We start from the raw sequence: 24,874 nt of genomic DNA, 5'->3' as shown, positions 1-24,874 counted from the left end.
AGACGGGTGGGGACGGGGGGTGGACTCAGCCGCGGGCGGAGCCGAAAGCGCTGCCGGTGCCGCTGCCGAAGGAGGAGCCCACGGTCGCGGCCCGCTGCCCGGCCACGCCGTGGACCACCCCGTCGTAGTCGGCGGCGCGGATGGCCCGCAGCGCCTCCTTCCGGGCGGCGCCCACGAGGCGGTCGACGTACAGCCGCCCGTCCAGGTGGTCGGTCTCGTGCTGCAGGCAGCGCGCGAGCAGACCGGTGCCCTCGACGGTGACCGGCCGGCCGTCCTGGTCCGTGCCGGTGACCCGGGCCCAGTCGCGGCGCGGGGTGTCGAAGCCGAGACCGGGCACGGAGAGGCAGCCCTCGCCGCCCTCCTGCGGTGCGTCGCCCACCTCCAGGACCGGGTTGACCACGTGTCCGGCGCTGCCCTCGACCGCCCAGGTGAACAGGCGCAGCCCGATCCCCACCTGGGGCGCGGCGAGGCCGACGCCGCCGACGTCGAGCATCGTCTCGGTCATGTCGGCGACGAGCCGGCGCAGCGCGTCGTCGTACTGCGTGACCTCCGACGCGCGGGTGCGCAGGACGGGATCGCCGATGGTGCGGATGGGCAGGATGGGCATGGGGCAACCTCGCTCTCGACCCGACAAGTCTACGGGCCGCCCGCGGGGCGCGGGGCGCGGACCCGTTCCGGAGGTCCTAGGGCTGCTCCGGCGGCGGGGGCGGCGGCACGGGGCGCAGGGCGGGGCCGGCCGCGGCCAGGGCGGTCTCCTGGGTCCACAGCCGGTGCAGGGCACAGAACTTGTACCAGTGCTGCTCGAGCACCGCCGGCACGGCCTGCACGGGCACGACCTCCGTCTCCCCGATCGCGACCCCCAGCAGCAGGTCCGCGCCGCCGTAGGCCCAGGGCTCCCAGGTGCCGGCCTCGGCGTCCACGAGGGACTCCTCGGCCTTGAGCCCGGCCACGAGCTGGGTGACGACCTTGGCGTCGAGGGACTTCACGCGCCCGTCCCGGTCCGTGCCCTTCGTCTTGTAGTCGATCAGGCAGACCTTGCCCGCGATCCGGGCGACGAGGTCGAGGGTGCCGGCGTAGCCGACGGTGGAGTTCCAGACGGTGACCTCCACGGCGAGGGGCTCGGGGGCGTAGAGGTCCCACCACTCGTCGAAGCGGGAGGCGAAGCGCTCCTCGCCGTGCTCGGCCAGGGTGGCCCGCGCCTCCGCGGCCCGGTGGGGCTTCCCGAGGGCGCGCAGGGCGATCTGCTCGGCGTAGGTGTGCACCCGGTCCCCGCGGGCCGCGGCGTCGTCCCGGTGCCGCTGGGCGGCCTTGGCGGCGTCCCGCACGACGGCGCGCAGCTGGGCGGGCGAGCCCAGGGCCGCCCGCAGCCGGTCGTCCTGCACGGCCGCCTGCGCGGCGGAGTAGCCGTACCAGCCGTCCAGGTCGGTGGCGGCACGGGAGAGCACGGTGGTGATGGAGGGGACGGTGGCCTGCTCGGAGATGGACCTCGCGTACATCCGTCCGTACTCGGTCTGTTCCGCCAGCCTGGGCTGTGTCACGCTGCTCGTCGCCTCTCCGTCGGGTCCCCGGCTCGACCGGGCGGGTCCCCGGTGCTCCGGGTCCTGGGCCGCAGGCTACCGACCGCCTCGGACACGGGACGCCCGGGGCCCGCCGGGCACGACGAAGGCCCCGGCTCGGGGAGCCGGGGCCTTCGGGTGGTGCGCGATACTGGGATCGAACCAGTGACCTCTTCCGTGTCAGGGAAGCGCGCTACCGCTGCGCCAATCGCGCTTGACCGGCGACCTCCGGGGAGGCCGTCAAGCATGGTGGGTCGTGCACCGAGGTGGAGACGGGATTCGAACCCGCGTAGACGGCTTTGCAGGCCGCTGCCTAACCACTCGGCCACCCCACCGGGGCCTCGTCCTCGCGGACAGGGCCGTCGGTCACGGCATGGGACATGCCGATTCCTGCGAGCGGACGACGGGAGTCGAACCCGCGACATCCACCATGGCAAGGTGGTGCTCTACCAGCTGAGCTACGTCCGCATGTCTTTCCGGGGATCTCTCGATCTTCCGGTGTGGAACTCTATCACAGCCCCGTGCCCGGCGTTCCCGCCGGTCCGGTGCGTCGACATCCGGCGGAGTCCTGGAGCGTCCCGGCCTCGCGGCCCGTCCGTTCGCCGGAACCCGTCGGTGTTCCTGACAGGCAGAGACTGTACGGGACGGTTTTCCGGATCGCCAAATCGGCGGCCGGCGGCGCGGCCGGACGGGCGAATTGGCCCACGGCCCGGTTGTGGGTTATGGTTTTCGAGCAGTGAGCGCGATTGGCGCAGTGGTAGCGCGCTTCGTTCACACCGAAGAGGTCACTGGTTCGAACCCAGTATCGCGCACGAGCATCGACGAGGGCCCCGGCTGAGATCATCTCAGCCGGGGCCCTCGTCGTCGTGCCGCCTCCTGGGCGGGGCCCCTGCGGGCCCCCGACGACGGCGCCCGCCCCGCCGCCCCGTCCGGGGACGGCGGCGGAGCGGGCGCGGAGGGTGCGCCCGGGCCGTGCACCCGGGCGGTGGCCTCAGACCGTGGAGACGTCCCCCAGGATCCCCTCGCGGGCCAGGGCGGTGAGCCGCGAGACCGCCCGGTAGTACTTCTTCTGGTAGCCGCCGGCCATCATCTCGGCCGTGAACACCTCGTCGAAGGGCCGGCCGGAGGCGATGATCGGCAGGTTCTTGTCGTAGAGCCGGTCGGCGAGCACGACGAAGCGCAGGGCCACGGCCTGCTGCTCGATCGTGTGCACGTCCTGCCACACGATCGCGTCGATCCCCTCCAGGAGCTTGCGGTACCGGGAGGGGTGCACGTCGGAGAGGTGCTCGATCAGATCGGCGAACGCGTCCGCGGCCACCACCCGGCCCGAGAACCGCTCCTCGACGGCGCGCTCGAGCTCGCCGCCGGACAGCGGCGCCGGAGCCTGCGGCAGGCCGCGGTGCCGGAAGTCCTCACCGTCGATGCGCACGACCTCGAACTGGTCGGCCAGCACCTGGATCTCCCGCTGGAAGTCCTGGGCGGCGAAGCGGCCCTCGCCGAGGGAGCCCGGGAGCGTGTTGGACGTCGCGGCGATCCGGACGCCGGCGTCGGCGAGCTCGCGCATCAGGCGGGACATCAGCACGGTGTCCCCGGGGTCGTCGAGCTCGAACTCGTCGATGCACACCAGCTGGTAGGTGCTCAGGGCGTCGACGGCCTTGCGGAAGGTCAGCGCGCCCACCAGGTTGGTGTACTCCACGAAGGTGCCGAAGGCCTTGGGGCCGGGCACGGCGTGCCACAGGGAGGCGAGGAGGTGGGTCTTGCCCACGCCGAAGCCGCCGTCCAGGTAGATCCCCGTGCGGACGTCGGCGGGGCGGGGGCCGCCGCCGAAGAGCTTGGCGAAGAACCCGCCGCCGGAGCCGGCCCGTCCCACGGAGTCCGCGAAGGCGCGCAGCTCCCGCACGGCCTCCGCCTGGGACGGCTGCTGGGGATCGGGGCGGTAGGTGTCGAACGAGACCTCGCCGAAGCGCTCGGACGGGCGGAACCCTGCCAGCAGCTCGTCGGCCGACACGTGCGGCCGGCGGTCGGTGAGGTGTTCGATGCGGATGCTCACGGGGAGACCTCTCTGTCCGCCGGGCACGACGGCTCGCTGGTTCGGCGCGCCGGAGGGACGCGCGCGGGTGCTCCGGCGATTTTAGCCCGCGCCCCGCGGCCGCCGGTGCGCCGGCCGCGAAATCCCGGCCGTCCCGGGCCGGGTGCCGCCCGTGCGGGGGGCGGCACCCGGCCGGGAGCACTACGCTGGAGGGGAATCCGATCCCCACCCCGGAAGGAGCCCCCATGGGCGTTGCCGTGGAGAACAACGAAGAGTTCGCGCAGTACGCGCACCCCGAGCGGCTGGTGTCCACGCAGTGGGTCGCCGAGCACCTCGACGACCCGGGCGTGGTGCTCGTCGAGTCCGACGAGGACGTGCTGCTGTACGAGACCGGGCACGTCCCGGGCGCCGTGAAGGTGGACTGGCACACCGACCTGAACCGCCCCGACACCCGCGACTACGTCGACGGCGCGCAGTTCGCGGAGCTGATGTCCCGCAAGGGCATCTCCCGCGACACCACCGTGGTCGTCTACGGGGACAAGTCGAACTGGTGGGCCGCCTACGCCCTGTGGGTGTTCGAGCTGTTCGGCCACCCCGACGTGCGGCTCATGAACGGCGGGCGGGACAAGTGGATCGCCGAGGGCCGGGAGCTGTCCACCGACAAGGTCGTGCCCGAGCGCGCCGAGTACCCGGTGGTCGAGCGCGACGACTCCCGGGCCCGTGCGTACCAGGAGGACGTGCTCGGCCACCTCGGCGAGCAGCCGCTGATCGACGTCCGGTCCCTGCCGGAGTACACCGGTGAGCGCACGCACATGGCCGAGTACCCCCAGGAGGGCACGCTGCGCGGCGGGCACATCCCCACCGCGGCCTCCGTGCCGTGGGCCCGGGCCGCCGCCGAGGACGGCCGGTTCCGCTCCCGCCAGGAGCTCGAGGCGGTCTACCGCGACGAGGTCGGCCTGGCCGAGGACGACGACATCATCGCCTACTGCCGCATCGGCGAGCGCTCCAGCCACACCTGGTTCGTGCTGAAGTACCTGCTCGGCTTCGAGAAGGTGCGCAACTACGACGGCTCGTGGACCGAGTGGGGCAACTCCGTGCGCGTGCCGATCGTCCTCGGCGAGGAGCGCGGCGAGGCCCCGGGGGCGTCCCGATGAGCGCTCCGCTGCCCGCCCAGCTCGAGGAGCTCGTCGAGGACTTCACGGCCGTCCCGGAGGAGGACAAGCTCCAGCTGCTGCTGGAGTTCTCCCGCTCCCTGCCGGCCCTGCCCGCCCGGCTCGGCGAGCACCCGGAGGAGCTGGAGCAGGTCGTGGAGTGCCAGTCGCCGCTGTTCCTGACCGTCGAGTGGGACGAGGGCAGCGAGCCGGGCCCCGAGGCCCCGGTGCGGCTGTTCTTCTCCGCCCCGGCCGAGGCGCCCACCACCCGCGGGTTCGCGTCCATCCTGCACGAGGGGCTCGACGGCCTGCCCGCCCGGCAGGTCCTCGAGGTCCCCGACGACCTGCCGGAGCGCTTCGGCCTGACCCAGCTCGTCTCCCCGCTGCGGATGCGCGGGATGTCGGCGATGCTCGGGCGGGTCAAGCGGCGCGTGCGCGAGCTCCAGGGCGCCTGAGGGCCGGGCCGCCCGTCATGGCCAGAACCGCCCGCCGCGCCGGGCCCACGGCCGCCGTCGCGCTCCTGGAGCGGGAGCGGGTGGCCTACGCCCGGCACGAGTACGAGCACGACCCCGCGACGGCGTCCTTCGGCCTGGAGGCCGCCGCCGCGCTGGGCCGCGACCCCGCGCAGGTGTTCAAGACCCTCATGCTCGTCCACGAGCGCGACTGGGCGGTGGCGGTGCTGCCCGTCTCCGCCCGGCTGTCCGTGCGCGCGGCCGCAGCTGCGCTGGGCTGGAAGAGGGCCGCCCTGGCCGAGCCCAGGCTGGCGGAGCGGCGCACCGGCTACGTGGTGGGGGGCATCTCCCCGCTGGGCCAGAAGACCCCCTCCCCCACCCTGCTGGACGACTCCGCGCTCGGGTGGGCCACGGTGCTCGTCTCCGGCGGGCGCCGCGGCCTGGACGTGGAGCTTGCCCCGGCCGAGCTGCTGCGGCTCACCGGCGGCTGCACGGCGGCCCTGCGGAGCTGACCGGGCTCAGGGCCGCGCGGCCCCGGCTCCTCCGGCCGGCAGGGCGTCCTGCGCCAACCGCTCCGGCAGCCAGCTCCGCACCGCGTCCTCCCAGCGCCGCGGGTCCACGTTCCACTCCTTGGTGTGCCGGGCGCGGGTGAACGGCACGAACTCCACGAGCCGGTTCAGCTCCGCGAGCCGGCGGGAGCTGGCGGCGGGGACGAACTCGTCGTCCACGGAGTGCAGCACCAGGGTGGGCGTGTGCAGCTGCTCGCTGCGGGAGAGCCAGTCGAGGGCCTTGAGATCCACCGGCGCGGCGAGTCCGGTCAGCATCCGGCCCCCCGGGTGCGAGATGAGGCTGGTGGCCAGCCGTCCGATCCCGGAGGGGATGCGCCGGGTGCGGGAGTGGTGGGCGATCAGCTCGAACCAGTCCACGACCGGCCCGGTCAGCACCAGGGCGGCGATGTCGTCGCGGTAGAAGGAGAGATCGGCCGTCTGCAGGGAGATGGCCCCGCCCATGGACCAGCCGAAGAGCACGATCTGCGTGGCGCCGCGGGACTTGGCGTAGCTGATCGCCGTCTGCACGTCCTTCCACTCCGTGAACCCCAGCCCGTACCGGAAGTCGTGGGTGGGCGGCGCCTCGCGGTCGTTGCGGTAGGAGATCAGCAGGGAGGTCAGCCCGAGCTCCCGGGCCACGGGCACCGCGCGCACCGTCTCCATCCGGTTGGCCCCGCGGCCGTGCACCATGATCGCCCACGGCCCGGGCAGCTCCCGCGGCCGCTCGCCCTCCGGGGTGGGCCCGCCCTCGGCGGGCACGACCCAGCAGGGCGCCGGGCCGACCTCGATGGGGATCTCGACCTCCTCGAACGGCAGCCCGGCCGCACCGGGGTCCGGGTAGACGGTCCCGGACCAGAAGCCGCGGGAGGCCTTCGCGAGGTCCCCCGTGTAGACCTCCTCCACCACCCGGGTCACGGTGCCCTCCTGCGGGGAGTAGGAGCGGATCGCGCCGATCCGGGCGTGGCCGCGGCCGGCGTCGAAGCGCAGGCTGTAGGTGCCCGCCACGGTCGTGTCCACCGTGGCCGGCAGCTTCACGAGGGTCGTCGCGGCCGGGTCCCCGTCCTCGCCGGTGCGGGTCAGCCCGAGGACGGGCAGGTCCTCGGAACGGTACTTCGGCGGCACCACGACCTGCCGGGCGAAGTAGGCCGCGGCGGCGCTGGAGAGCCCGAAGGACAGGGAGGCCGCGCCCACGGTGGCGGCGGCGCCGACCACCGCGCCGCGGGCCCACGCCGTGGCGGGAGCGGGCGGCGCCGCGGGGGGCGCGACGGGGGCCGGGCGGAAGCGTCGAGGCATGCCACCAGTCTTCCACGGGGCCGCGGGCATAACCCGGAGGGGCACGTCGTTGTCCCTGCCGGGTGCTCCGGTTCCCGGGCCGCCGGCCGGACCACCCGCCCGACCACCCGCCCGATCCCGGAGGACGACACCATGAGCGAGACCACCAGGCACGACGACCGCCCCGAGCCCACCGACCGGACCGAGCAGGACTGGCGCTCGATCCTGTCCCCCGAGGAGTACCACGTGCTGCGGGAGGCCGGGACGGAACGGCCCTTCACGGGCGAGTACTGGAACACCCAGACCGAGGGCGTGTACACCTGCCGTGCGTGCGGCGCCGAGCTGTTCCGCTCGGAGACGAAGTTCGACGCCCACTGCGGGTGGCCCTCCTTCTACGCCCCGCTCGCGGAGGACCGGGTCCGCTACATCAAGGACACCGCCCTGGGCATGGAGCGGGTGGAGGTCCGGTGCGCCGCCTGCGACTCGCACATGGGCCACGTCTTCGGCGGAGAGGGCTTCCCGACCCCGACCGACCTGCGGTACTGCATCAACTCCGTCTCGGTCCGGCTGGTGCCCGCCTCCTCGTGACCGGTGGGCCCGCGCGCGGCGTGGCACCGGCCACGCCGGCGCCCGGACGGCCTACCCTTCCAGTGTGAGCACCGTGAACGACCTCTCAGGGGTGTCCCAGGGCTTCCAGGAGGCCCTGGAGCACCTGCTCCGCACCTCGTACCGGGACGGCATCGAGCTCACCGAGATCCCCGCGCCCACGCACCTGGCCCCCTTCGCGGCCGCGGTGCGCGCGGAGGTGCGGCAGCCGCCGGCCCCGCCCGCCGGCCCGGCGGCGGAGCCCGGCACGCCGCTCCCGCCCCGGCCGCGCACGGCCTCCCCGGCCGACGAGCTCGGGGCCCGGGGACCGGCGGACGAGCTGGCCGCAGGCCGCTTCGTGCTGCTGTTCGACCCCTCCGAGCCCGAGGCCTGGGGCGGGCCCCTCCGCATCGTCACCTGGGCGCGGGCGGCCGTGGGCCGGGAGGTCGGGAGCGACGACACCGCCGGGCTGCTCGCCTGGACCCGGCTGCTCGAGTCCCTGCGGCGCCACCGGGCCGGATACTCTCGGGAGGGCGGCACCGCGTCCCGGGTCCTCGCCGAGGGCTTCGGGACCCTCGGCGACCAGCTCGAGGGGGCCGACGTCGAGCTGCGGGCGTCCTGGACGCCCCACGGGTCCGACGTGGAGCCGCACCTCGCCGCCTGGGCGGACACGGTCTGCGCCTTCGCGGGCCTGCCGCCCTACCCGCGCGGGGTGACCGTGCTGCACCCGCGCCGCTGACCACCGAACCGACCGCGCCCCGACGGGGCCGACACAGAATCGAAGACGCCCCTTGACCAGCCCAGCCGACCGCCGATCCGCGCCCGACGAGTCCCCGACCCCGGTGGTCGCCGGATTCGAGGACTACGAGATCCCCGACAGCGTCCACCTCGCGGCCCCGTTCGACGGCGTCCCGCCCGTCGTCGAGACCGTGGCCGGGCTCGAGCGGGCCGCCGCCGCCGTGGCCGGGGGGACGGGCCCGGCCGCGATCGACACCGAGCGCGCCTCCGGCTTCCGCTACGGCCAGCGCGCCTTCCTCGTCCAGCTCCGCCGCGAGGGCGTGGGCACCGTGCTGATCGACCCCGAGGCCACCGGGTCGCTGGCCGTGCTGAACGAGGCGCTCGCCGGCGTGGAGTGGGTGCTGCACGCCGCCACCCAGGACCTGCCCTCGCTGCGGGCCCTGGACATGGAGCCGGACCAGCTCTTCGACACCGAGCTGGGCGGGCGCATCGCCGGGCTCCGCCGGGTGGGGCTGGCCGCAGAGACGGAGGAGCTGCTCGGCTACACGCTGGCGAAGGAGCACTCCGCCGTCGACTGGTCCAAGCGGCCCCTGCCGCAGGACTGGCTCAACTACGCTGCCCTCGACGTGGAGATGCTGATTCCGCTGCGCTGGGCGATGGAGGACCTGCTCCGGGAGCAGGGCAAGCTCGAGTGGGCCCTGGAGGAGTTCGAGGCCGTGCGCACGGCTCCGCCCGCCCCGCCGCGCCAGGACCCGTGGCGCAGGACCTCCGGGATCACCAAGGTCAAGGGCCGTCGCCAGCTCACCGCGCTGCGCCTGCTGTGGGAGGAGCGCGAAGCGCTGGCCCGGCACAAGGACCTCTCCCCCAGCCGGCTGCTGCCGGACGCGGCTCTCGTGGCGGCGGCCTCCGCCATGCCGCGGACCGTGCCCCAGCTGCTGGCCACCCCCGGATTCCACGGACGGCAGGCCGCGCGGGAGGCTCCCCGGTGGCTGCGGGCGATCGCCGAGGCCCGCAACGCCACCGAGCTCGTCCCCGTCACCGTGCGGTCCGACGCCCTGCCGCCCGTGAAGGCCTGGGAGGCCAAGCGCCCCGAGGCCGCCGCCCGCCTGAAGGTCCTCAAGCCGGTCGTGACCGAGCTGGCGGAGGAGCACGGGCTGCCGACCGAGAACCTGCTCACCCCGGAGCACCTGCGCCGGTTCTGCTGGCAGCCCCCCAAGAGCACCGGTGACCAGGCGGTGGCCGACCGGCTGCGCGACCTCGGCGCCCGCCGCTGGCAGGTCCAGCTCACGGCCCCCGTCATCGGCGCGGCGTGGCGGGAGCTGCGGGCCCGCAAGCGCGCCGCCCGCCACGCCGAGCAGCAGCCCCAGGCCGAGCCCCCTCAGGTCGAGCCGTCCCAGACCGAGCAGGTGCAGGACGAGCAGCCCGGGACCGGGCACTCTCCCGCCGGCGGCCAGGGAGCCCCCGCGGCCTGAACCGCACGGCCTGCGGCAGCCGGTCGGTGCCGCCCCCGGTCGGTGCCGTCTCCGGTCGGTGCCGTCTCGGGCCGGGCGCCTCGCGGGACGGCACGACGACGGGCCCCGGCCGTCGGCCGGGGCCCGTCACGGGGCTGCTGGGATCAGCTCTGGGTGTCGCCGGGGGCCGGCTGCGGCTCGGCGGGCTCCAGCGGGCTCTCCGGAGTGACCGGCTTCGCCGTCTGCAGATCCGCGTAGCCGGTGGTGGAGGTGCCGGTCGCCGCGTCGGTGCCGCCCGAGGAGCCGGAGACCTTGTCCTTGACCGTCGAGGACGCGTCCGAGGCCTTCGTGCCCACCGTGTCGGCGGCCTTCTTGGCGGAGTCGGCGAGCTTGCCGCCGACCACGGGCACCTCCGACTTGACCCAGTCGGTGCCCTCGGAGACCTTCGCCTGCACCTTGGGGTCCTGCCAGGTCTTCATGGCGTTCTGCTTCAGGGCCTCGTAGCTCTGGCGGCCCGAGGCCGAGCCGACCACGAAGCCGACGCCGAAACCGGTCACGAAGATGAGTCGCTTGATCATGGTGCTGTCCTTCCGTCCGTCCCGGCGCGGCGGCCGGGAACGGGTCGGAGCCTCTGGTGCACGGCTCGTCCCCGGTGTCTGTTGTCATCATCATCCTACTGATCACATGCTGTGGCCGACACTGCTCCCGCCGGTCTCCGCTGAGAGCGATCACCCGCCCCGCCCGGGCGCACGCCCGGAGCACATCCCTCGACCGCGCCGTTCAACCGCACCGTTCGACCTCACCGGTGGAGCTCCGGCCGGCCCGTCGGCGGCGGCGCCTAGACTGGCGGTGCACCCGCAGCACCGCCGACGAGAGGACCACCATGGCCGATCCCGACGCCTCCACCGCCCCCACGGCACTGCCCCGGCGCACGGTCCTGGGCGTGGCCGGCGCGGGCCTCGGCGCCGCGGCGGCACTGAGCGCCTGCGGCGGCCAGGACGGGCCGCCGGACGGACCCGCCCGGCCCGTGGACGCGGGCGCGGTCGGGGACGTGCCCGTGGGCTCCGGCGTCAAGGTGGACCGGGACGGCGTGCAGGCAGTGGTGGCCCGGCCCGCCGAGGACACCGTCGTGGCGTTCTCCCCCGTGTGCCCGCACCAGGGCTGCATGGTCGTGCCCGAGGAGCAGCTCTACGTCTGCCCCTGCCACGCCTCGCAGTTCGACCTCGCCACCGGGGAGGTCCGGGGCGGACCTGCCCGGACGGGGCTCACGCCGTACCCGGTGGCCGTCCGGGAGGGCCGGATCCTGCTGGGCTGAGCCGCTCAGCCCCGGCCCGGCCGCGGCAGCGACGTGCTGTCCCGGGCCGTGTCGGGGAGGACCTCGGTGTCCTCCGCCTCGACCGGGCGGGCGTAGGGCACCCGGGTGCCGAGCACGGAGGCGAGCGTGTCCTGGGCGACGCGCTGGGCGGTCAGCCCCACCCGCTCCAGGACCTGGGAGCGCGAGCCGTGCGCGAGGAACCGGGTCGGCAGGCCGACCTCGTTGAGGGCGGTGTCGACGCCGGCGGCGCGCATCTCCTGCCGGATCCTCGAGCCGATCCCGCCCGCGCGCACCCCGTCCTCCACGACGACCACGATCCGGTGCTGGGCGGCGAGCTCGATGACCGACCCGGGCACCGGGAGCACCCACCGGGGGTCGACCACGGTGGAGGACACCCCGTGGGCCTCCAGCCGGTCGGCGACGTCGAGGGACAGCCCGCTCATGGCGCCCACGGAGACGATCAGGACGTCGCGGCGGGCCCCCTCGGTGCCGCTCTCACCGCCGCGGCGGGCGAGGACGTCCACGCCGTCGCCGAGCCGCTCGACCGCCGGGACGGGCGTGCCCACGGACCCCTTGGGGTAGCGGATGACCGTGGGGGCGTCGCCGACGGCCACCGCCTCGCGCAGCTCCTCGACCAGGGTGGGTTCGTCCCGTGGGGCGGCGAGGTGCAGCCCGGGGACGATCTGGAGCAGCGCCAGGTCCCACATGCCGTGGTGGCTCGGCCCGTCCGGTCCGGTGACCCCGGCCCGGTCCAGGACCAGGGTCACCCCGGCGCGGTGCAGGGCCACGTCCATGAGCAGCTGGTCGAAGCCGCGGTTGAGGAACGTGGCGTACAGGGCGACCACGGGGTGGAGCCCGCCGTAGGCCATGCCCGCGGCCATCGCCACGGCGTGCTGCTCGGCGATGCCCACGTCCACCACGCGGTCGGGGTGGGCGGCCTGCATCTTCTGCAGCCCCACCGGGATGAGCATGGCCCCGGTGATGCCGACGACGTCCTCGCGCTCGTCGGCGATCCGGGCGATCTCGTCCCGGAACACGGCCGTCCAGCTGCGCTCGGAGCTCGTCGCGGTGGAGCGTCCCGTGACGGGGTCGATGACGCCCACGGCGTGGAACTGGTCGTCCTCGTGGGCGATCGCGGGCGCGTACCCGTGGCCCTTCTCCGTGATGGCGTGCACGATCACGGGTCCGCCGTAGTTCTTGGCGTTGCTCAGCGCCTGCTCGACCGCCTCGAGGTCGTGGCCGTCCACCGGGCCCAGGTACTTCATGCCGAGGTCCTCGAAGATCCCTTGCGGGACCACGACGTCCTTCAGGCCCTGCTTCATGCCGTGCAGGCCCCGGTAGAGCATCTCCCCCACCGGCCCGGAGTGCTTCAGCAGGTTCTTCACCGACTCGAGGGTCTGCTCGTAGCGCCGGTCGGTGCGCACCGCGTCCACGCCCTGCTGCACGCTCGCCTGCAGCTCGGCCAGGTGGTTGGCGAACCCGCCCACCGTGGGGGCGTAGGAGCGGCCGTTGTCGTTGACCACGATCACGACCTTGCGGTCGCGGTCGGAGGCGATGTTGTTCACGGCCTCCCACGCCATGCCGCCGGTCAGCGCGCCGTCCCCGACGAGCACCACGGTGTGCCGGTCGGACTGCCCCGTCATGGCGTAGCCGCGGGAGATCCCGTCCGCCCAGGACAGGGACGACGACGCGTGCGAGGACTCGACGATGTCGTGCACCGACTCCGCCCGGTCCGGGTAGCCGGCGAGGCCGCCCTCCTGGCGCAGCGTGCGGAAGTCCTGGCGGCCCGTGAGCAGCTTGTGCACGTAGGACTGGTGCCCGGTGTCGAAGACCACGGAGTCCTTGGGCGAGTCGAAGACGCGGTGGACCGCCATGGTCAGCTCCACGACCCCCAGGTTCGGCCCCAGGTGGCCCCCGGTCGCGGAGACGTGGGTGACGAGGAAGTCACGGATCTCGGCGGCCAGCTCGGTCAGCTCCGCGCGGGTCAGCCCCGCGAGGTCCTCGGGCCCGGACACCCGTTCCAGCACGCTCATGCTTCCTCCCGCACTCCTCGGCGTCGTGGTCGGCCGCTCCGGGGTCGCCGGGGCGGCGCGTTCCCCCGATCCTACTCGCTCGCCCCGACACCCCCGGGCAGCACGAGGGGCCCGGTCCGTCGCCGGACCGGGCCCCTCGTGCGTCCTGGATCAGGACCGGGCGACCGCTCGCCCGTGCTCTCCCGGGGCGCCGGAGCGCGCCCGGGGACCTACTTGGCGATCTGCCGCAGCACGTACTGCAGGATCCCGCCGTTGCGGTAGTAATCCGCCTCGCCCGGCGTGTCGATGCGCAGGACCGCGTCGAACTCGACCGTGGAGCCGTCCTCCTTCGTGGCGGTGACCTTCAGCGTCTTGGGGGTGGTGCCCTCGTTGAGCGCGGTCACCCCCTCGATCGCGAAGGTCTCGGTGCCGTCCAGGCCGAGGGAGTCGGCGGACTCCCCGGCCGGGAACTGCAGCGGCAGCACGCCCATGCCGATGAGGTTCGAGCGGTGGATGCGCTCGTAGCTCTGGGCGATGACGGCCTTGACGCCCAGCAGCGAGGTGCCCTTGGCGGCCCAGTCGCGCGAGGACCCGGAGCCGTACTCCTTGCCGCCCAGCACGACCAGCGGGACGCCGGCCTGCTGGTAGTTCATCGCGGCGTCGTACACGGCGGCCTGGGGGCCGCCCTCCTGGGTGAAGTCGCGGGTGAAGCCGCCCTCCACGCCGTCCAGCAGCTGGTTCTTGATCCGGATGTTGGCGAAGGTGCCGCGGATCATGACCTCGTGGTTGCCGCGCCGGGAGCCGTAGGAGTTGAAGTCCTTGCGCTCCACGCCGTTGGCGATGAGGTACTGGCCGGCCGGGGTGTCGGACTTGAAGGAGCCCGCCGGGGAGATGTGGTCGGTGGTGACCGAGTCGCCCAGCTTCAGCAGCACCCGCGCGCCGGAGATGTCCTCGACCGGGGTCGTCTCCATCGTCATTCCCTCGAAGTACGGGGGCTTGCGCACGTAGGTGGACTGCGGGTTCCACTCGAAGGTCTTGCCGGTGGGGGTGTCCAGGTTCTGCCAGCGCTCGTCACCGTCGAAGATGGTGCCGTACTCGCGGGTGAACATCTCCGTGTCGATGGACGCGTCGATGATCTTCTGCACCTCGGCCGGCTCCGGCCAGATGTCCTTGAGGTAGACGTCGTTGCCGTCCGCGTCCTGGCCCAGGGGCTCGCTCTCGAAGTCGAAGTCCATGTTGCCGGCCAGGGCGTAGGCGATGACCAGCGGCGGGGACGCCAGGTAGTTCATCTTCACGTCCGGGTTGATCCGGCCCTCGAAGTTGCGGTTGCCGGAGAGCACCGAGGTCACGGCCAGGTCGTTGTCCTGGATGGCCTGGGAGATCTCCTCCTCCAGCGGCCCCGAGTTGCCGATGCAGGTGGTGCAGCCGTAGCCCACGATGTAGAAGCCGAGCTCCTCCAGCGCCGGCACCAGACCGGACTTCTCGTAGTAGTCGGTGACGACCTTGGAGCCCGGTGCGATCGAGGTCTTGACCCACGGCTTCGCCTTCAGGCCCTTCTCGACGGCGTTGCGGGCCAGCACCGCCGCGGCCATCATGACCGAGGGGTTGGAGGTGTTGGTGCACGAGGTGATCGAGGCGATCGACACCGCGCCGTGGTCGAGCTCGAACTCCCGGCCGTCGGGCATGGACACGGGGACCTGCTTGGTCGGTCGGCCGTTCTCGGCGTACGCGTGGTGCTCGCGCGGGCGGTCGGCCTCGGTCTGCTGGTCGCCCGGGCTGTAGGCCGGGGCGTCGGAGGCCGGGAACGACTGGGCGGAGGCGTCGTCGGCGGAGTTGCCGGCGGTGACGTCCTCGTCCACGTGGGTGGCGTAGTTCTTGATGTCCTCGTGGAACTGCGCCTTCGCGTCGGTGAGCGAGATGCGGTCCTGGGGGCGCTTGGGCCCGGAGATCGAGGGAACCACGGTGGAAAGGTCCAGCTCGAGGTACTCCGAGAAGGTGATCTCCTCGGCCGGGTCGTGCCACATCCCCTGTTCCTTCACGTACGCCTCGACGAGCGCGACCTGCTCGTCGGAGCGCCCGGTCAGGCGCAGGTAGTCCAGGGTGACGTCGTCGATCGGGAAGATCGCGGCGGTCGAGCCGAACTCGGGGCTCATGTTGCCGATCGTCGCGCGGTTGGCCAGGGGCACCGCGCCCACGCCCTCGCCGTAGAACTCGACGAACTTGCCGACCACGCCGTGCTCGCGGAGCATCTCGGTGATGGTGAGCACCACGTCGGTGGCCGTGGCGCCCGCCGGGATCTCGCCGGTGAGCTTGAAGCCGACCACGCGCGGGATGAGCATCGAGATGGGCTGGCCGAGCATCGCGGCCTCGGCCTCGATGCCGCCCACGCCCCAGCCGAGCACGCCCAGGCCGTTCTCCATGGTCGTGTGCGAGTCGGTGCCCACGCAGGTGTCCGGGTAGGCGCGCAGGACGCCGTCGACCTCGCGGGTCATGACGACGCGGGCCAGGTTCTCGATGTTGACCTGGTGGACGATGCCCATGCCCGGGGGCACGACCTTGAAGTCGTCGAAGGCGGTCTGGCCCCAGCGCAGGAACTGGTACCGCTCGCCGTTGCGCTGGTACTCGATGTCCATGTTGCGCTCGATCGACTCCCGGCTGCCGAACGAGTCGATCTGCACGGAGTGGTCGATGACGAGCTCGGCGGGCGCGAGCGGGTTCACCCGGGCGGGGTCGCCGCCGAGGTCCGCGACGGCCTCGCGCATCGTGGCGAGGTCGACGATGCAGGGCACGCCGGTGAAGTCCTGCATGATGACACGGCCCGGGGTGAACTGGATCTCGATGCTGGGCTCGGCCTCCGGGTCCCAGCCGGCCAGGGCCTCGATGTGCTCGGAGGTGATGTTGGCGCCGTCCTCGGTGCGCAACAGGTTCTCGAGCAGAACCTTGAGGCTGTACGGGAGCTTCTGCGCCCCCTCCAGCGTGTTCAGTCGGAAAATCTCGTATTCGGTGCCGTCGACGTCGAGAACGCCCTTGGCTCCGAAGCTGTCCACCGTGCTCATATGCGTGGAACTCCTCTCGCCACCGTCATGGAAACGCCCGCGGGAGGATCCCGGCGAAGTGCCGGGCGTTCTCCCGTGAACAGTCACCTGTCAGTGTAGCCCGATCGGGCGCGGTGGCTCCCGAGCGGCCGTCGGCCCGGCGACACAACCGGGCGCGGGTCAGGGCTCCAGGACCGCCAGGGTCTCGACGTGGTGGGTGTTGGGGTACATGTCGAAGGCCCGCACCGACCGCACCCGCCACCCGGCCCGGCGGAACCGGCCGAGGTCCCGCGCCAGGGTGGCCGGGTCGCAGGCGAGGTAGGCGATCCGGCGCGGGGCCAGGGCCACGAGCTGGTCCACCACGACCCGCCCGGCGCCGGCCCGGGGCGGGTCCAGGACCACGACGTCCGGCCGGTCCGCCGCCCGGGCCCGTCCCGGGGACCTCCGCCTCCGGGGCGCGGCGGTGCCCGGCCAGAGCCGGGCCGCGACCTTGTCGACGCTGCCGCGCTCCACCCGGACCTGCGGGCGGTCCGTGAAGGTGCGCCGCGCGTCGGCGCTGGTGAGGGGCGACCCCTCGACGGCGAGCACGGACCCGGCGGGGCCGACCGCGTCGGCGAGCGCGGCCGTGAACAGGCCCGCGCCGGCGTAGAGGTCGAGGGCGTGCTCCCCCGGGCGGGCCCCGGCCGCGGCAGGCACCGCCTCGAGCAGCAGGCCGGGGGCGCTGCGGTGGATCTGCCAGAAGCCCTCGGCCGAGACCTCCCAGCGGTGGGCGCCGGCGTGCTCGACGACGGCGGGCCGCCCCGACCACGTCTCGAGCTCGCGCGAGTCCTCGGCGCGGGCGGTGACGGAGACCTCCCGGCCGGCGGCGAGGCGGTCCAGCTCCCGGTGCAGCCGCTGCCGGTCGGCGCCGGCGGCCAGGGACAGGTGGACCAGCGGCGTCCCGCCGCCGGCCGGGGCCGCGACGTCCACGCGCACCGCGCCCCGCAGGTCCAGCGCGGAGAGCCTCAGCTCGTCGATGGCCGGGACGACGAGCGGGAAGCTCTCGACCGGGACGACGGCGGCATCGCGGTGGGGGTGCATCCCGATCCGCCCGGCGGCGTCCACGGCGAAGTGGGCCCGGGTCCGCCAGCCCAGGCCCAGGGGGTCCTCCCCGGGCATGGCCTCGACCTCCACCACGGTCTCGAGACCCGCCAGGCGGGAGAGCTGCTCGGCGACCACGGCGGCCTTCAGCCGGCGCTGGGCCGGGAGCTCGGCGTGGCCGAACTCCGCCCCGCCCACGGGCGGCTCGCCGCGCCGCCAGGTCAGGAGGGCGTCGGCCGGTGCCCAGACGTGCCGGTCGCGGCGGCCGGGGTCGGCCTCCAGGACCGCCACCACGTCGCCGCGCCAGAAGCGTGCCTCGGCCCCGGCCTCCGTGAGCCGGACGCGGACCAGCTCACCGGGCAGGCCGTGGCGGACGAACACCACCCGGCCCTCGCCGGTGCGGGCCACGGTGTGGCCGCCGTGGGCGATCGGGCCGAGGCGCAGCTCGAGCTCGTCGTGCTCGTCGGGAGTGGCCGGGGGGTGCGGGGAGGTCACGGGCGGGCGGCTCTCTGCTGGGGGGCGGGGGCGGACTCGGGGCCGACGTCCTGGCCGGCGGCCGAGGACAGGTGCCAGGGCACGGAGGCCGTCATGACCCCGCGCTCCTGGTGCAGGCGGGCGCGCAGCGGGCGGATCGCCTGGTTGTGCAGCAGCCGCTCCCAGCGGTGGCGCACCACGTACTCGGGCAGGTAGACCACGACCAGGTCCCGCGGGGACTTCCGGCGGACCCCGCGCACGTGGTCGACCACGGGGCCGATGGTGTCCCGGTAGGGGGCGTCGAGCACGGTGACGGGCACCGGGATCTCGAGCCGCTGCCACTCGTCGAGGATCCGCCGGGTGGCGGCGGCGTTGGTGTCCACCACCACCGCCTCGAGGGTCGAGGGCCGGGAGGCCCGGGCGTAGGCGAGGGCGCGCATGAGGGGCTTGCGCACGGAGGAGACGTAGATGATGGCGTGCACCCGGGAGGGCAGGGCCCGCACCGGGGAGTCGGGCTGCAGGGCGAGCTCGGCGTCCACGGCGTCGTAGTGCCGGCGGACGCCGGCCATCACGGCGCTGAGCAGCACGATGGCCACCAGGGTGATCCACGCGCCCTGGGTCAGCTTGGTCACGAGCACGACCACGAGCACGGCCGCGCACAGCACGAAGGCGACCAGCGCCACCGCCCGGCGGCCGAACAGCTCCCGGCGCACCCCGGGGTGGGGCCGCATCCGCCGGACCCGCCCCCAGTGCCGGACCATGCCCGCCTGGGTGAGGGTGAAGGAGACGAACACGCCCACGATGTAGAGCTGGATGAGGCTGTTGACGTTGGCCCCGAACGCGACGATGAGGACCACGGCCACGAGCAGCAGCAGCAGGATGCCGTTGGTGAAGGCGAACCGGTCCCCGCGCGCCTGCAGCTGCCTCGGCAGGAAGGCGTCGCGCGCCAGTCGGGAGGCCAGCGTGGGGAACCCGGAGAAGGCCGTGTTCGCGGCGAGGATCAGCACCCCGACGGTCGCGGCCACGAGCACGTAGAACCACAGGGAGTCGGTGCCGAAGACGGTCTTGGCGAGCTGGCCCAGGACCGGGTCCTGGAAGAAGTCCGGGGCGGGGAGCCGGCCGTCGACCAGCAGCTGCTCCTCGGGGTTGCCCACGACGACGACGTCCGTGCGGTCCGCGAGGTACATGACCCCGGCGAGCAGGGCCGCCGAGAGCGCGCCCAGCAGGCCGAGGGTGGCGGCCGCGTTGGCGGCGCGCGGCTTGCGGAAGTAGGGCACGGAGTTGGTGATGGTCTCCACGCCGGTCAGCGCCACGGCCCCGGAGGAGAAGGCCCGGAGCACCAGCAGCGCCCCCGCCAGGCCGGTCAGCCCGGCGTCGAAGCCGGCGGCGGGAAGGACCTCCCGGTCCGCGCTCGGGGCCTGCCCCAGGGAGCCGGTGAGGTCCTGGCCCACGCCCACGAGCAGCAGCGCGGCGAGCACGGCCAGGAAGAAGTAGGTGGGCACCGCGGCGGCCCGGCCGATGAAGGCCAGTCCGCGCAGGTTGAGCAGCCCGACGAGCAGCACCCCCACCACCGCGAGCTCCACCCGCCGGTCGGCCAGGCCGGGCAGGGCCGCCGTGACGTACTGCGCGGCGGTGGCCATGGACACCGCCACAACCAGCGTGTAGTCGGCCATCAGGGCCGCCCCGACCCCCACGCCGGCGGTGCGCCCGAGGTTCTTGGAGACGATCTCGTAGTCGCCGCCGCCGGAGGGGTAGGCGCGCACGTTCTGCCGGTAGGCGGCGATGACCACGGCGAGCACCACGAGCACGGCCAGGCCCACCCACGGGGAGATCGCGACCGCCGTGGTCCCCGCCAGGGCGAGCGTGAGGATGATCTCGTCCGGCGCGTAGGCCACCGAGGACAGCGCGTCCGCCGAGAAGACCGGCAGCGCCGTGCGCTTGGGCAGCACGGCGTCGTGGAACCGCTCGTTGTGGATGGGCTTGCCGACGAGTGCGCGGCGCAGCGCCCGGGGAATGCTCTGCACGGCTCCCCACGGTAGTCCGTCCGGCACCGATTGTCCGCCGGGACGGGCGTGAGGTGCGCCGCCCCGCGTGGCCTAGGCTGAGGACATGGCGCATTTCGTGATCATGGGAGTGGGGCGCGTCGGCGTGATGGTCGCGCACACCCTGGAGGACTCCGGGCACACCGTGGCGGTGATCGACCAGGACGACCGGGCCTTCCGCCGGCTGCGCAAGTCATTCGAGGGCAAGAAGGTCACCGGGCTGGGCTTCGACCGCGAGGTGCTGCGCCGGGCCGGGATCGAGGAGGCCTACGCGTTCGCGGCCGTCTCCAGCGGGGACAACTCCAACATCATCGCCGCGCGGGTCGCGCGCGAGACCTTCAAGGTCCGCCACGTGGTCGCCCGCATCTACGACCCCTCCCGCGCGGAGTTCTACCAGCGCCTGGGCATCCCCACGGTCGCCGCCGTGCGCTGGAGCGCGGACCAGGCGCTGCGCCGGATCCTGCCCGAGCAGTCGATCACCGCCGACTTCCGGGAGGCCTCGGGCCGGCTGCAGCTGGGCGAGCTGTCCCTCGACGACTCGTGGTCGGGCCTGCACCTGGAGGCGATCGAGGAGGCCGCCGGCGTGCGCGTGGCCTTCGTGACCCGCTTCGGGGAGGGCGTCCTGCCCGGCCCGGACACCAGCTACCAGCAGGGGGACGTGGTGCACGCGATGATGCGCACGGGCGAGGTGGAGGCGATCTCGCGCATCCTCTCCCGCCCGCCGGACCCGGACGTCCTGGACTTCGCCAACTCCCTGCGCCGCGACGCCGAGGACGCGTCCGGCGCCGACCGCACCACCTACCCGGGAGGCAACTGATGCGCGTGGTCGTCGTGGGCGCGGGCGCCGTAGGGGCCTCGATCGCCCGGGAGCTGCTCTCCCACCACCACGAGGTGGTGATCTTCGACGAGAAGCCCGAGGTGATCGGTCGCTCCGACCTGCGCGGGGCCCAGTGGATCATCGGCGACGCCTGCGAGCTGTCCACGCTGCGGGAGGGCGGCCTGGAGCAGACCGACGTCGTCGTCGCCGCCACGGGCGACGACAAGGCGAACCTGGTGGTCTCCCTGCTGGCGCGCAGCGAGTTCGGCGTGCCCCGCACGGTGGGGCGGGTGAACAACCCCAAGAACGAGTGGCTCTTCGACGACGCCTGGGGCGTGGACGTGGCCGTGTCCACGCCGCGGCTGATGACGGCGCTCGTCGAGGAGGCCGTGGAGGTGGGCGACGTGGTGCGGCTGCTGACCCTGCAGACGGGCGGGGCGACCCTCTCCGCCTACACCGTCCCGCACGAGCACCCGGTCATCGCCTCGATGGTCTCCCAGGTGCCGTGGCCCCCGGACGTCACGCTCGTGGCGATCCTGCGCGACGGCGTGCCCATCACACCCTCCGGCGACGACGTGCTGGAGGGCGCCGACCAGCTCTTCTTCGTCTCCACCGCCGAGGGCGAGGGGCAGCTGCGCGCGATGTTCACGACCGCCGACCAGCACGAGCCGTTCGAGGGCTGAGCCCGGCCGGGCGGCTTAGCCGGCCCTGTCCCCCGCGGCTCCGTCCTGCTCGGTGCCGTCCTGCTCGGCGGCGATCTGCTCCGGCGGCCGGGAGACCAGCCACGCCAGCCACAGCGTCAGCGCGTACAGGGGCACGCCCATGACCAGCCGGGCCACGCCCAGCCCGGTGAGGTTCTCCGCGAAGTACAGCGGCACCTGCACCAGGAGCCGGGCCGCGAACATGGCCATGAGCATCACCGTGGCCACCCGGTACGCGCGCCGGCGCACCGGGACGTCGCGCCACTGGGTGCCCTCCCCGCGGATGTAGCCGTAGAACACCCCGAGCAGCGGCCAGCCGGCGAGCAGCGAGATCCCCAGGCCCACGAAGGAGACCGTGTTGATCCAGAACCCGGGGACGTAGTAGTCCAGGGCCTCGCCGGTGGCGCGGGCGAACAGCGCGCACACGCCCACGCCCACCACACCGGAGACCGCCTGGACGAGACTCTGCCGCTGGGCCAGGCGCAGCACCGTGAACGCGGCCGCGGTCCCGAGGGACGCCAGCAGGGCCACGCCCAGGGTGTTGCCCACCAGGAGCACGGCCAGGAACACGAAGCCCGGCAGGATCGTCTCGGCCAGGCCCCGCCAGCCCCCGACGGCGTGCAGCACGTCGAGCTGGCCGTTGTCCTTGCGCCGCATGCCGGAGCGGGCCGCGTAGGCGGCCATCGAGTCCTCCATCCCGGCGCGGCGCGGGGCGGGGCCCGCCGTCTCGTCCGGCTCCCCGGGACGTGTCATCCGTCGACCTGCCACATGTGCTGTTCCGTCCTATCTGCTGACCTGCTTGGCGATGATCTCGTAGCGCGGGTTGAACATGGTGGGGCGGCCGTCGCGGAAGCTCACGACCCCCACGCAGCGCAGCCGCGTCCCGGCGGTCACGCCCGGCACGCTGCGCTGGCCCTGCCACACGAGCAGCAGCGCCCGGGGCTCGGGGGCGTCGGGATCCCGGTCGCACTCCGGCACGAGCAGCGCCGCGTAGTTCTGCACCCCGGTCACCGGGGGCACCGTCACCTCGACCACCTGGCCGGTGGCCATCACCCGGTGCCGGCCGCCGGCGGCCGCCGGGTCGAGGTCCCCGGCGCACACGGGCGCCTCGGTGACCACGTCGATCGCTCCCGTCGCCGATCCTGCCCGCGGTGAGCCGATGTGCGCGTGTGCCACGGCTCAGCCGATCTCGGTGATCTCGGGGCCGCGCCGCGGCGGGGCCACGGGCCCGGCCTCCGGCTGCGGGGCCGGCGCCCGGACGGAGCCCTCCGGCACGGTGAGCGGGAGCAGCTCCCGCGGGGGCATGGGACGGTCGCCGCGCACCACGACGAGCTCGCGGACGACCTCCTCGAGGGCGGCGGACTCGGCTGCCACCGCGGCGGTGCCCGTGAACACCGCGCGCACGAACCAGCGGGGACCGTCGATGCCGACGAAGCGCGCGAGGCGGAAGCCCCGGGTCCCGTCCGAGGCGGTGGCCGGGAAGCGGGTGAGCACCTGGAGCCCGAAGGGCCCCTCCTCCACCGTGGGCTCCCCGTTGCCCTCGCGCAGGGACTGGACGAGCTCGCGGCGGACCTCGTCCCACAGCCCCTCGGACCGGGGCGCGGCGAACGCCTGGACCTGCACCGAGCCGCCGGCGAGGTCGAGCGCCACCGCGCGCGGACGCTGGGTGCGCTCGTCGACCTCCAGGCGCACCCCCAGGCCCTGCCGGGGACGCACGAGCAGCGCGCCCAGGTCGAGATAGCCGTCCCGGTCCTCGAGCTGGGCCACGTCCAGCGGGCCCTGCGGCTCCCGGGGCGGCGCCGGCTTCTCTTCCGGGGCGTCCCGCGGCTGCTCCGGGACGTCCTGCGCCGCCGGCTTGTTCTTCTTGCGACCGAACATGTTCTCGTCCTCCTCCGCCGGCACGCGTGCCGGCTCGTGGCGTCAGCTCTCGGGTCAGCTCGTGGTCAGGCGGTGCCGCTGGAGCCGAAGCCCGTTCCGCCGCGCTCGGACACCGGCAGGACGTCGACGACCTCGAAGACGGCCTGCTCCACGCGCTGCACCACGAGCTGGGCGATGCGGTCCCCGCGGCTGACCCGGAAGGGCTCGTCCCGGTCCGTGTTGAGCAGCGTCACCATGATCTCCCCCCGGTAGCCGGCGTCCACCGTCCCGGGGGCGTTGACCACCGTGATGCCGTGGCGGGCAGCGAGGCCCGAGCGCGGGTGGACGAACCCGGCGTAGCCCTCGGGCAGCGCGATGGCCACGCCCGTGGGCACCAGGGCGCGCTCACCGGGGCCGAGGGTCAGGTCCGCGCGGGAGCGCAGGTCCGCGCCGGCGTCGCCGGACTTCGCGTACACGGGCAGAGGGAGGTCCGGGTCGATCGCCTGCAGCGCGATGCTGAGCGGGCGCCCGGGGCCCGGGGAAGGCCGGTGGCCTGTCGACTGGTCGTTCACAGTGCCCCACTCTAACGCGCCGGACCACGCCCGCGGTCGTGAGAACCTTGTCCCATGTCCCACCCTGCTTCCTCCAGCGAGTCCCCGTCCGACGACCCCCGCGGCGCCCGACCGTCCCCGGCCGGCACCCCTGGGACCCGGGTCCTCTACGAGGAGAAGCTCACCGCCGCGTGGTGGATGTGGCTCCTCGTGCTCTTCACCGGTCTGGTCGTCCTCGTGGCGCTCGCGCCCATCAACCTCTGGGTGGCCGGGCTCGCCGCCCTCGGGGCCGCGGGGGGCGCCGCCGCGGCGCTGCTCGCCTCCACCAGCTCCATCGTGATCACCGACGAGTCGCTGCAGGTCGGCCGGGCCCGGATCGAGCGCCGCTTCGTCGGCACCGCCGAGGCCTTCCGCGGTGACGAGGTGCGCCGCGTCCGCGGCCCCGAGCTCGACGGCCGGGCGTTCATGAACTTCCGGGCGTCCGTGGGCCCCGTGGTGCGGATCCGCATCACCGATCCCGTGGACCCGACCCCGTACTGGCTGACGTCGACGCGGCACCCGGAGCGGATCGTGGAGGTCCTGTCCCAGCCGGTGTGAACCCGGCGCCCGGACCCGGACGGAGGAACCCCGCCGCGACACGCGTCGCGGCGGGGTTCCTCCGGTGCCGGGGCGGTCCGGCGGGTGCGGTGCTCAGCCCACGCACTCGATGCAGTACTTGACGCCGTTCTTCTCCTCGGCGACCTGGGACCGGTGGCGCACCAGGAAGCACGAGCCGCAGGTGAACTCGTCCTCCTGGGCCGGCAGCACCACCACGGAGAGCTCCTCGTTGGAGAGGTCCGCACCGGGCAGCTCGAAGCTCTCGGCCGCCGCCGCCTCGTCCTCGTCGACGCTGCCCGACTGCGGGTCGCTGCGGCGCGTCTGCAGCTCCTCGATCGAGTCCTCCTTGAGCTCGTCGTCCTGCTTGCGCGGCGCGTCGTAGTCAGTGGCCATAGTCGGTCTTCGCTCCAAGATGGGTCCAGCACGAGCTCTCGGGCGGCTGCCGCGCCGCCCACCGGGCTCTGTATCGCGTAGATTGTTCACCATGTGAGGGCAAAAATCCAACCGTGCTCCCGCCCGCGAACACGCGGTCCGACGGGTTCGCGGGCGGCGTCCCGCGACCCCCGTGCGGCGGCCAGTAGGATTGGGGCGCAGGGTCGCACCGGCACCAC

The 24,874-nt window shown here is 73.8% G+C and carries 24 protein-coding genes and 4 tRNA genes; 11 read left to right on the top strand and 17 right to left on the bottom strand.

What is annotated here, in order from left to right; translation table 11 throughout:
• Nucleotides 1–25 precede the first annotated feature (25 nt).
• The 5 genes from def to PU704_RS04380 form a co-directional block, all read right to left on the bottom strand.
• The gene (gene def / locus PU704_RS04400) at nucleotides 26–607 is read right to left on the bottom strand and encodes a peptide deformylase (RefSeq protein WP_047801448.1); all 582 of its coding nucleotides are present in this window, start codon (nucleotides 605–607) and stop codon (nucleotides 26–28) included.
• A gap of 76 nt (nucleotides 608–683) precedes the next feature.
• Nucleotides 684–1,538 carry a cytochrome P450 gene (locus tag PU704_RS04395; RefSeq protein WP_047801447.1) on the bottom strand — a complete coding sequence of 285 codons (855 nt, stop codon included), beginning with the start codon at nucleotides 1,536–1,538 and terminating at the stop codon, nucleotides 684–686.
• 157 nt (nucleotides 1,539–1,695) lie between these two features.
• A tRNA-Val gene (locus PU704_RS04390) sits at nucleotides 1,696–1,770 on the bottom strand.
• A gap of 50 nt (nucleotides 1,771–1,820) precedes the next feature.
• A tRNA-Cys gene (locus PU704_RS04385) sits at nucleotides 1,821–1,891 on the bottom strand.
• 60 nt (nucleotides 1,892–1,951) lie between these two features.
• Nucleotides 1,952–2,024, bottom strand: a tRNA-Gly gene (locus tag PU704_RS04380).
• A gap of 272 nt (nucleotides 2,025–2,296) precedes the next feature.
• Here PU704_RS04380 and PU704_RS04375 point away from each other — a divergent pair.
• Nucleotides 2,297–2,368, top strand: a tRNA-Val gene (locus PU704_RS04375).
• A gap of 179 nt (nucleotides 2,369–2,547) precedes the next feature.
• Here PU704_RS04375 and zapE read toward each other — a convergent pair.
• Nucleotides 2,548–3,606, bottom strand: coding sequence for a cell division protein ZapE (zapE, locus tag PU704_RS04370; RefSeq protein WP_047801446.1), 1,059 nt, complete (start codon nucleotides 3,604–3,606; stop codon nucleotides 2,548–2,550).
• Between the two features lie 224 nt (nucleotides 3,607–3,830).
• On the opposite strand from zapE, the gene PU704_RS04365 reads away from it, so the two are divergent.
• Genes PU704_RS04365 through ybaK form a run of 3 tightly spaced genes read left to right on the top strand, consistent with a single transcriptional unit; the run spans nucleotide 3,831 to nucleotide 5,700 of the window.
• Nucleotides 3,831–4,739 carry a sulfurtransferase gene (locus PU704_RS04365; protein WP_047804930.1) on the top strand — a complete coding sequence of 303 codons (909 nt, stop codon included), beginning with the start codon at nucleotides 3,831–3,833 and terminating at the stop codon, nucleotides 4,737–4,739.
• Nucleotides 4,736–5,191 (top strand): SufE family protein, encoded by a 456-nt coding sequence (locus tag PU704_RS04360; protein ID WP_075871363.1) that lies wholly within the window; start codon nucleotides 4,736–4,738, stop codon nucleotides 5,189–5,191. Before PU704_RS04365 ends, PU704_RS04360 begins: the two co-directional genes overlap by 4 nt.
• A gap of 17 nt (nucleotides 5,192–5,208) precedes the next feature.
• The gene (gene ybaK / locus PU704_RS04355) at nucleotides 5,209–5,700 is read left to right on the top strand and encodes a Cys-tRNA(Pro) deacylase (protein ID WP_277550355.1); all 492 of its coding nucleotides are present in this window, start codon (nucleotides 5,209–5,211) and stop codon (nucleotides 5,698–5,700) included.
• Between the two features lie 6 nt (nucleotides 5,701–5,706).
• On the opposite strand, the gene PU704_RS04350 is transcribed toward ybaK, so the two are convergent.
• Entirely contained in the window at nucleotides 5,707–7,029 is a 1,323-nt protein-coding gene (locus tag PU704_RS04350) for an alpha/beta hydrolase family protein (protein WP_277550354.1), read from the bottom strand.
• 132 nt (nucleotides 7,030–7,161) lie between these two features.
• Between PU704_RS04350 and msrB the strand changes: the two genes are divergently transcribed.
• The 3 genes from msrB to PU704_RS04335 all read left to right on the top strand — a co-directional run bounded on the left by msrB (nucleotide 7,162) and on the right by PU704_RS04335 (nucleotide 9,803).
• Complete coding sequence (gene msrB / locus PU704_RS04345) at nucleotides 7,162–7,596, top strand: peptide-methionine (R)-S-oxide reductase MsrB (RefSeq protein ID WP_047805047.1); 435 nt, start codon at nucleotides 7,162–7,164, stop codon at nucleotides 7,594–7,596.
• A gap of 64 nt (nucleotides 7,597–7,660) precedes the next feature.
• Nucleotides 7,661–8,332, top strand: a complete 672-nt coding sequence (locus PU704_RS04340; protein ID WP_277550353.1) for a DUF3000 family protein — start codon at nucleotides 7,661–7,663, stop codon at nucleotides 8,330–8,332.
• A gap of 52 nt (nucleotides 8,333–8,384) precedes the next feature.
• The gene (locus PU704_RS04335) at nucleotides 8,385–9,803 is read left to right on the top strand and encodes an HRDC domain-containing protein (RefSeq protein ID WP_380113070.1); all 1,419 of its coding nucleotides are present in this window, start codon (nucleotides 8,385–8,387) and stop codon (nucleotides 9,801–9,803) included.
• A gap of 143 nt (nucleotides 9,804–9,946) precedes the next feature.
• Here the strand turns inward: PU704_RS04335 and PU704_RS04330 are convergent, their stop codons facing one another.
• On the bottom strand, nucleotides 9,947–10,360 hold the full coding sequence (locus PU704_RS04330; RefSeq protein ID WP_075871361.1) for a hypothetical protein: 414 nt from the start codon (nucleotides 10,358–10,360) through the stop codon (nucleotides 9,947–9,949).
• 305 nt (nucleotides 10,361–10,665) lie between these two features.
• On the opposite strand from PU704_RS04330, the gene PU704_RS04325 reads away from it, so the two are divergent.
• Nucleotides 10,666–11,097: a Rieske (2Fe-2S) protein gene (locus tag PU704_RS04325; RefSeq protein WP_277550352.1), complete on the top strand. Its 432-nt coding sequence runs from the start codon at nucleotides 10,666–10,668 to the stop codon at nucleotides 11,095–11,097.
• Between the two features lie 5 nt (nucleotides 11,098–11,102).
• Here PU704_RS04325 and dxs read toward each other — a convergent pair whose 3' ends face one another.
• From dxs to PU704_RS04305, 4 genes are all read right to left on the bottom strand, one after another.
• Nucleotides 11,103–13,130 carry a 1-deoxy-D-xylulose-5-phosphate synthase gene (dxs, locus tag PU704_RS04320; protein WP_277550349.1) on the bottom strand — a complete coding sequence of 676 codons (2,028 nt, stop codon included), beginning with the start codon at nucleotides 13,128–13,130 and terminating at the stop codon, nucleotides 11,103–11,105.
• 209 nt (nucleotides 13,131–13,339) lie between these two features.
• Nucleotides 13,340–16,165 carry an aconitate hydratase gene (locus PU704_RS04315; RefSeq protein WP_277550348.1) on the bottom strand — a complete coding sequence of 942 codons (2,826 nt, stop codon included), beginning with the start codon at nucleotides 16,163–16,165 and terminating at the stop codon, nucleotides 13,340–13,342.
• 159 nt (nucleotides 16,166–16,324) lie between these two features.
• Nucleotides 16,325–17,719 carry a class I SAM-dependent RNA methyltransferase gene (locus PU704_RS04310; protein ID WP_277550347.1) on the bottom strand — a complete coding sequence of 465 codons (1,395 nt, stop codon included), beginning with the start codon at nucleotides 17,717–17,719 and terminating at the stop codon, nucleotides 16,325–16,327.
• Nucleotides 17,716–19,722 (bottom strand): APC family permease, encoded by a 2,007-nt coding sequence (locus PU704_RS04305; RefSeq protein ID WP_277550346.1) that lies wholly within the window; start codon nucleotides 19,720–19,722, stop codon nucleotides 17,716–17,718. The genes PU704_RS04310 and PU704_RS04305 overlap by 4 nt, the downstream gene beginning before the upstream one ends.
• An 85-nt stretch (nucleotides 19,723–19,807) precedes the next feature.
• Between PU704_RS04305 and PU704_RS04300 the strand changes: the two genes are divergently transcribed.
• Both PU704_RS04300 and PU704_RS04295 read left to right on the top strand, forming a co-directional pair.
• Nucleotides 19,808–20,557, top strand: a complete 750-nt coding sequence (locus PU704_RS04300) for a potassium channel family protein (protein ID WP_277550345.1) — start codon at nucleotides 19,808–19,810, stop codon at nucleotides 20,555–20,557.
• Nucleotides 20,557–21,240 carry a potassium channel family protein gene (locus PU704_RS04295; RefSeq protein WP_277550344.1) on the top strand — a complete coding sequence of 228 codons (684 nt, stop codon included), beginning with the start codon at nucleotides 20,557–20,559 and terminating at the stop codon, nucleotides 21,238–21,240. Before PU704_RS04300 ends, PU704_RS04295 begins: the two co-directional genes overlap by 1 nt.
• A gap of 15 nt (nucleotides 21,241–21,255) precedes the next feature.
• Here the strand turns inward: PU704_RS04295 and PU704_RS04290 are convergent, their stop codons facing one another.
• From PU704_RS04290 to dut, 4 genes are all read right to left on the bottom strand, one after another.
• Entirely contained in the window at nucleotides 21,256–22,011 is a 756-nt protein-coding gene (locus PU704_RS04290; protein ID WP_277550343.1) for a DUF3159 domain-containing protein, read from the bottom strand.
• Between the two features lie 30 nt (nucleotides 22,012–22,041).
• A complete protein-coding gene (locus PU704_RS04285; protein ID WP_277550342.1) occupies nucleotides 22,042–22,434 on the bottom strand; it encodes a single stranded DNA-binding domain-containing protein in 393 nt (130 codons plus the stop codon).
• A 3-nt stretch (nucleotides 22,435–22,437) separates the two neighbouring features.
• Nucleotides 22,438–23,136 (bottom strand): DUF3710 domain-containing protein, encoded by a 699-nt coding sequence (locus PU704_RS04280; protein WP_277550341.1) that lies wholly within the window; start codon nucleotides 23,134–23,136, stop codon nucleotides 22,438–22,440.
• Nucleotides 23,137–23,201: 65 nt separating this feature from the next.
• Nucleotides 23,202–23,630, bottom strand: a complete 429-nt coding sequence (gene dut / locus PU704_RS04275; protein ID WP_369821359.1) for a dUTP diphosphatase — start codon at nucleotides 23,628–23,630, stop codon at nucleotides 23,202–23,204.
• A 111-nt stretch (nucleotides 23,631–23,741) separates the two neighbouring features.
• Between dut and PU704_RS04270 the strand changes: the two genes are divergently transcribed.
• Nucleotides 23,742–24,263 (top strand): DUF3093 domain-containing protein, encoded by a 522-nt coding sequence (locus PU704_RS04270; RefSeq protein WP_277550339.1) that lies wholly within the window; start codon nucleotides 23,742–23,744, stop codon nucleotides 24,261–24,263.
• Nucleotides 24,264–24,356: 93 nt separating this feature from the next.
• Here the strand turns inward: PU704_RS04270 and PU704_RS04265 are convergent, their stop codons facing one another.
• Nucleotides 24,357–24,656 (bottom strand): DUF4193 domain-containing protein, encoded by a 300-nt coding sequence (locus PU704_RS04265; protein WP_047802547.1) that lies wholly within the window; start codon nucleotides 24,654–24,656, stop codon nucleotides 24,357–24,359.
• Nucleotides 24,657–24,874: the final 218 nt, after the last annotated feature.

It is taken from the genome of Kocuria oceani, assembly GCF_029524215.1.
Taxonomy (GTDB): domain Bacteria; phylum Actinomycetota; class Actinomycetes; order Actinomycetales; family Micrococcaceae; genus Kocuria; species Kocuria oceani.
Note: the sequence above shows the minus strand (reverse complement) of the source record. Positions and strands in the feature narration are given on the sequence as shown.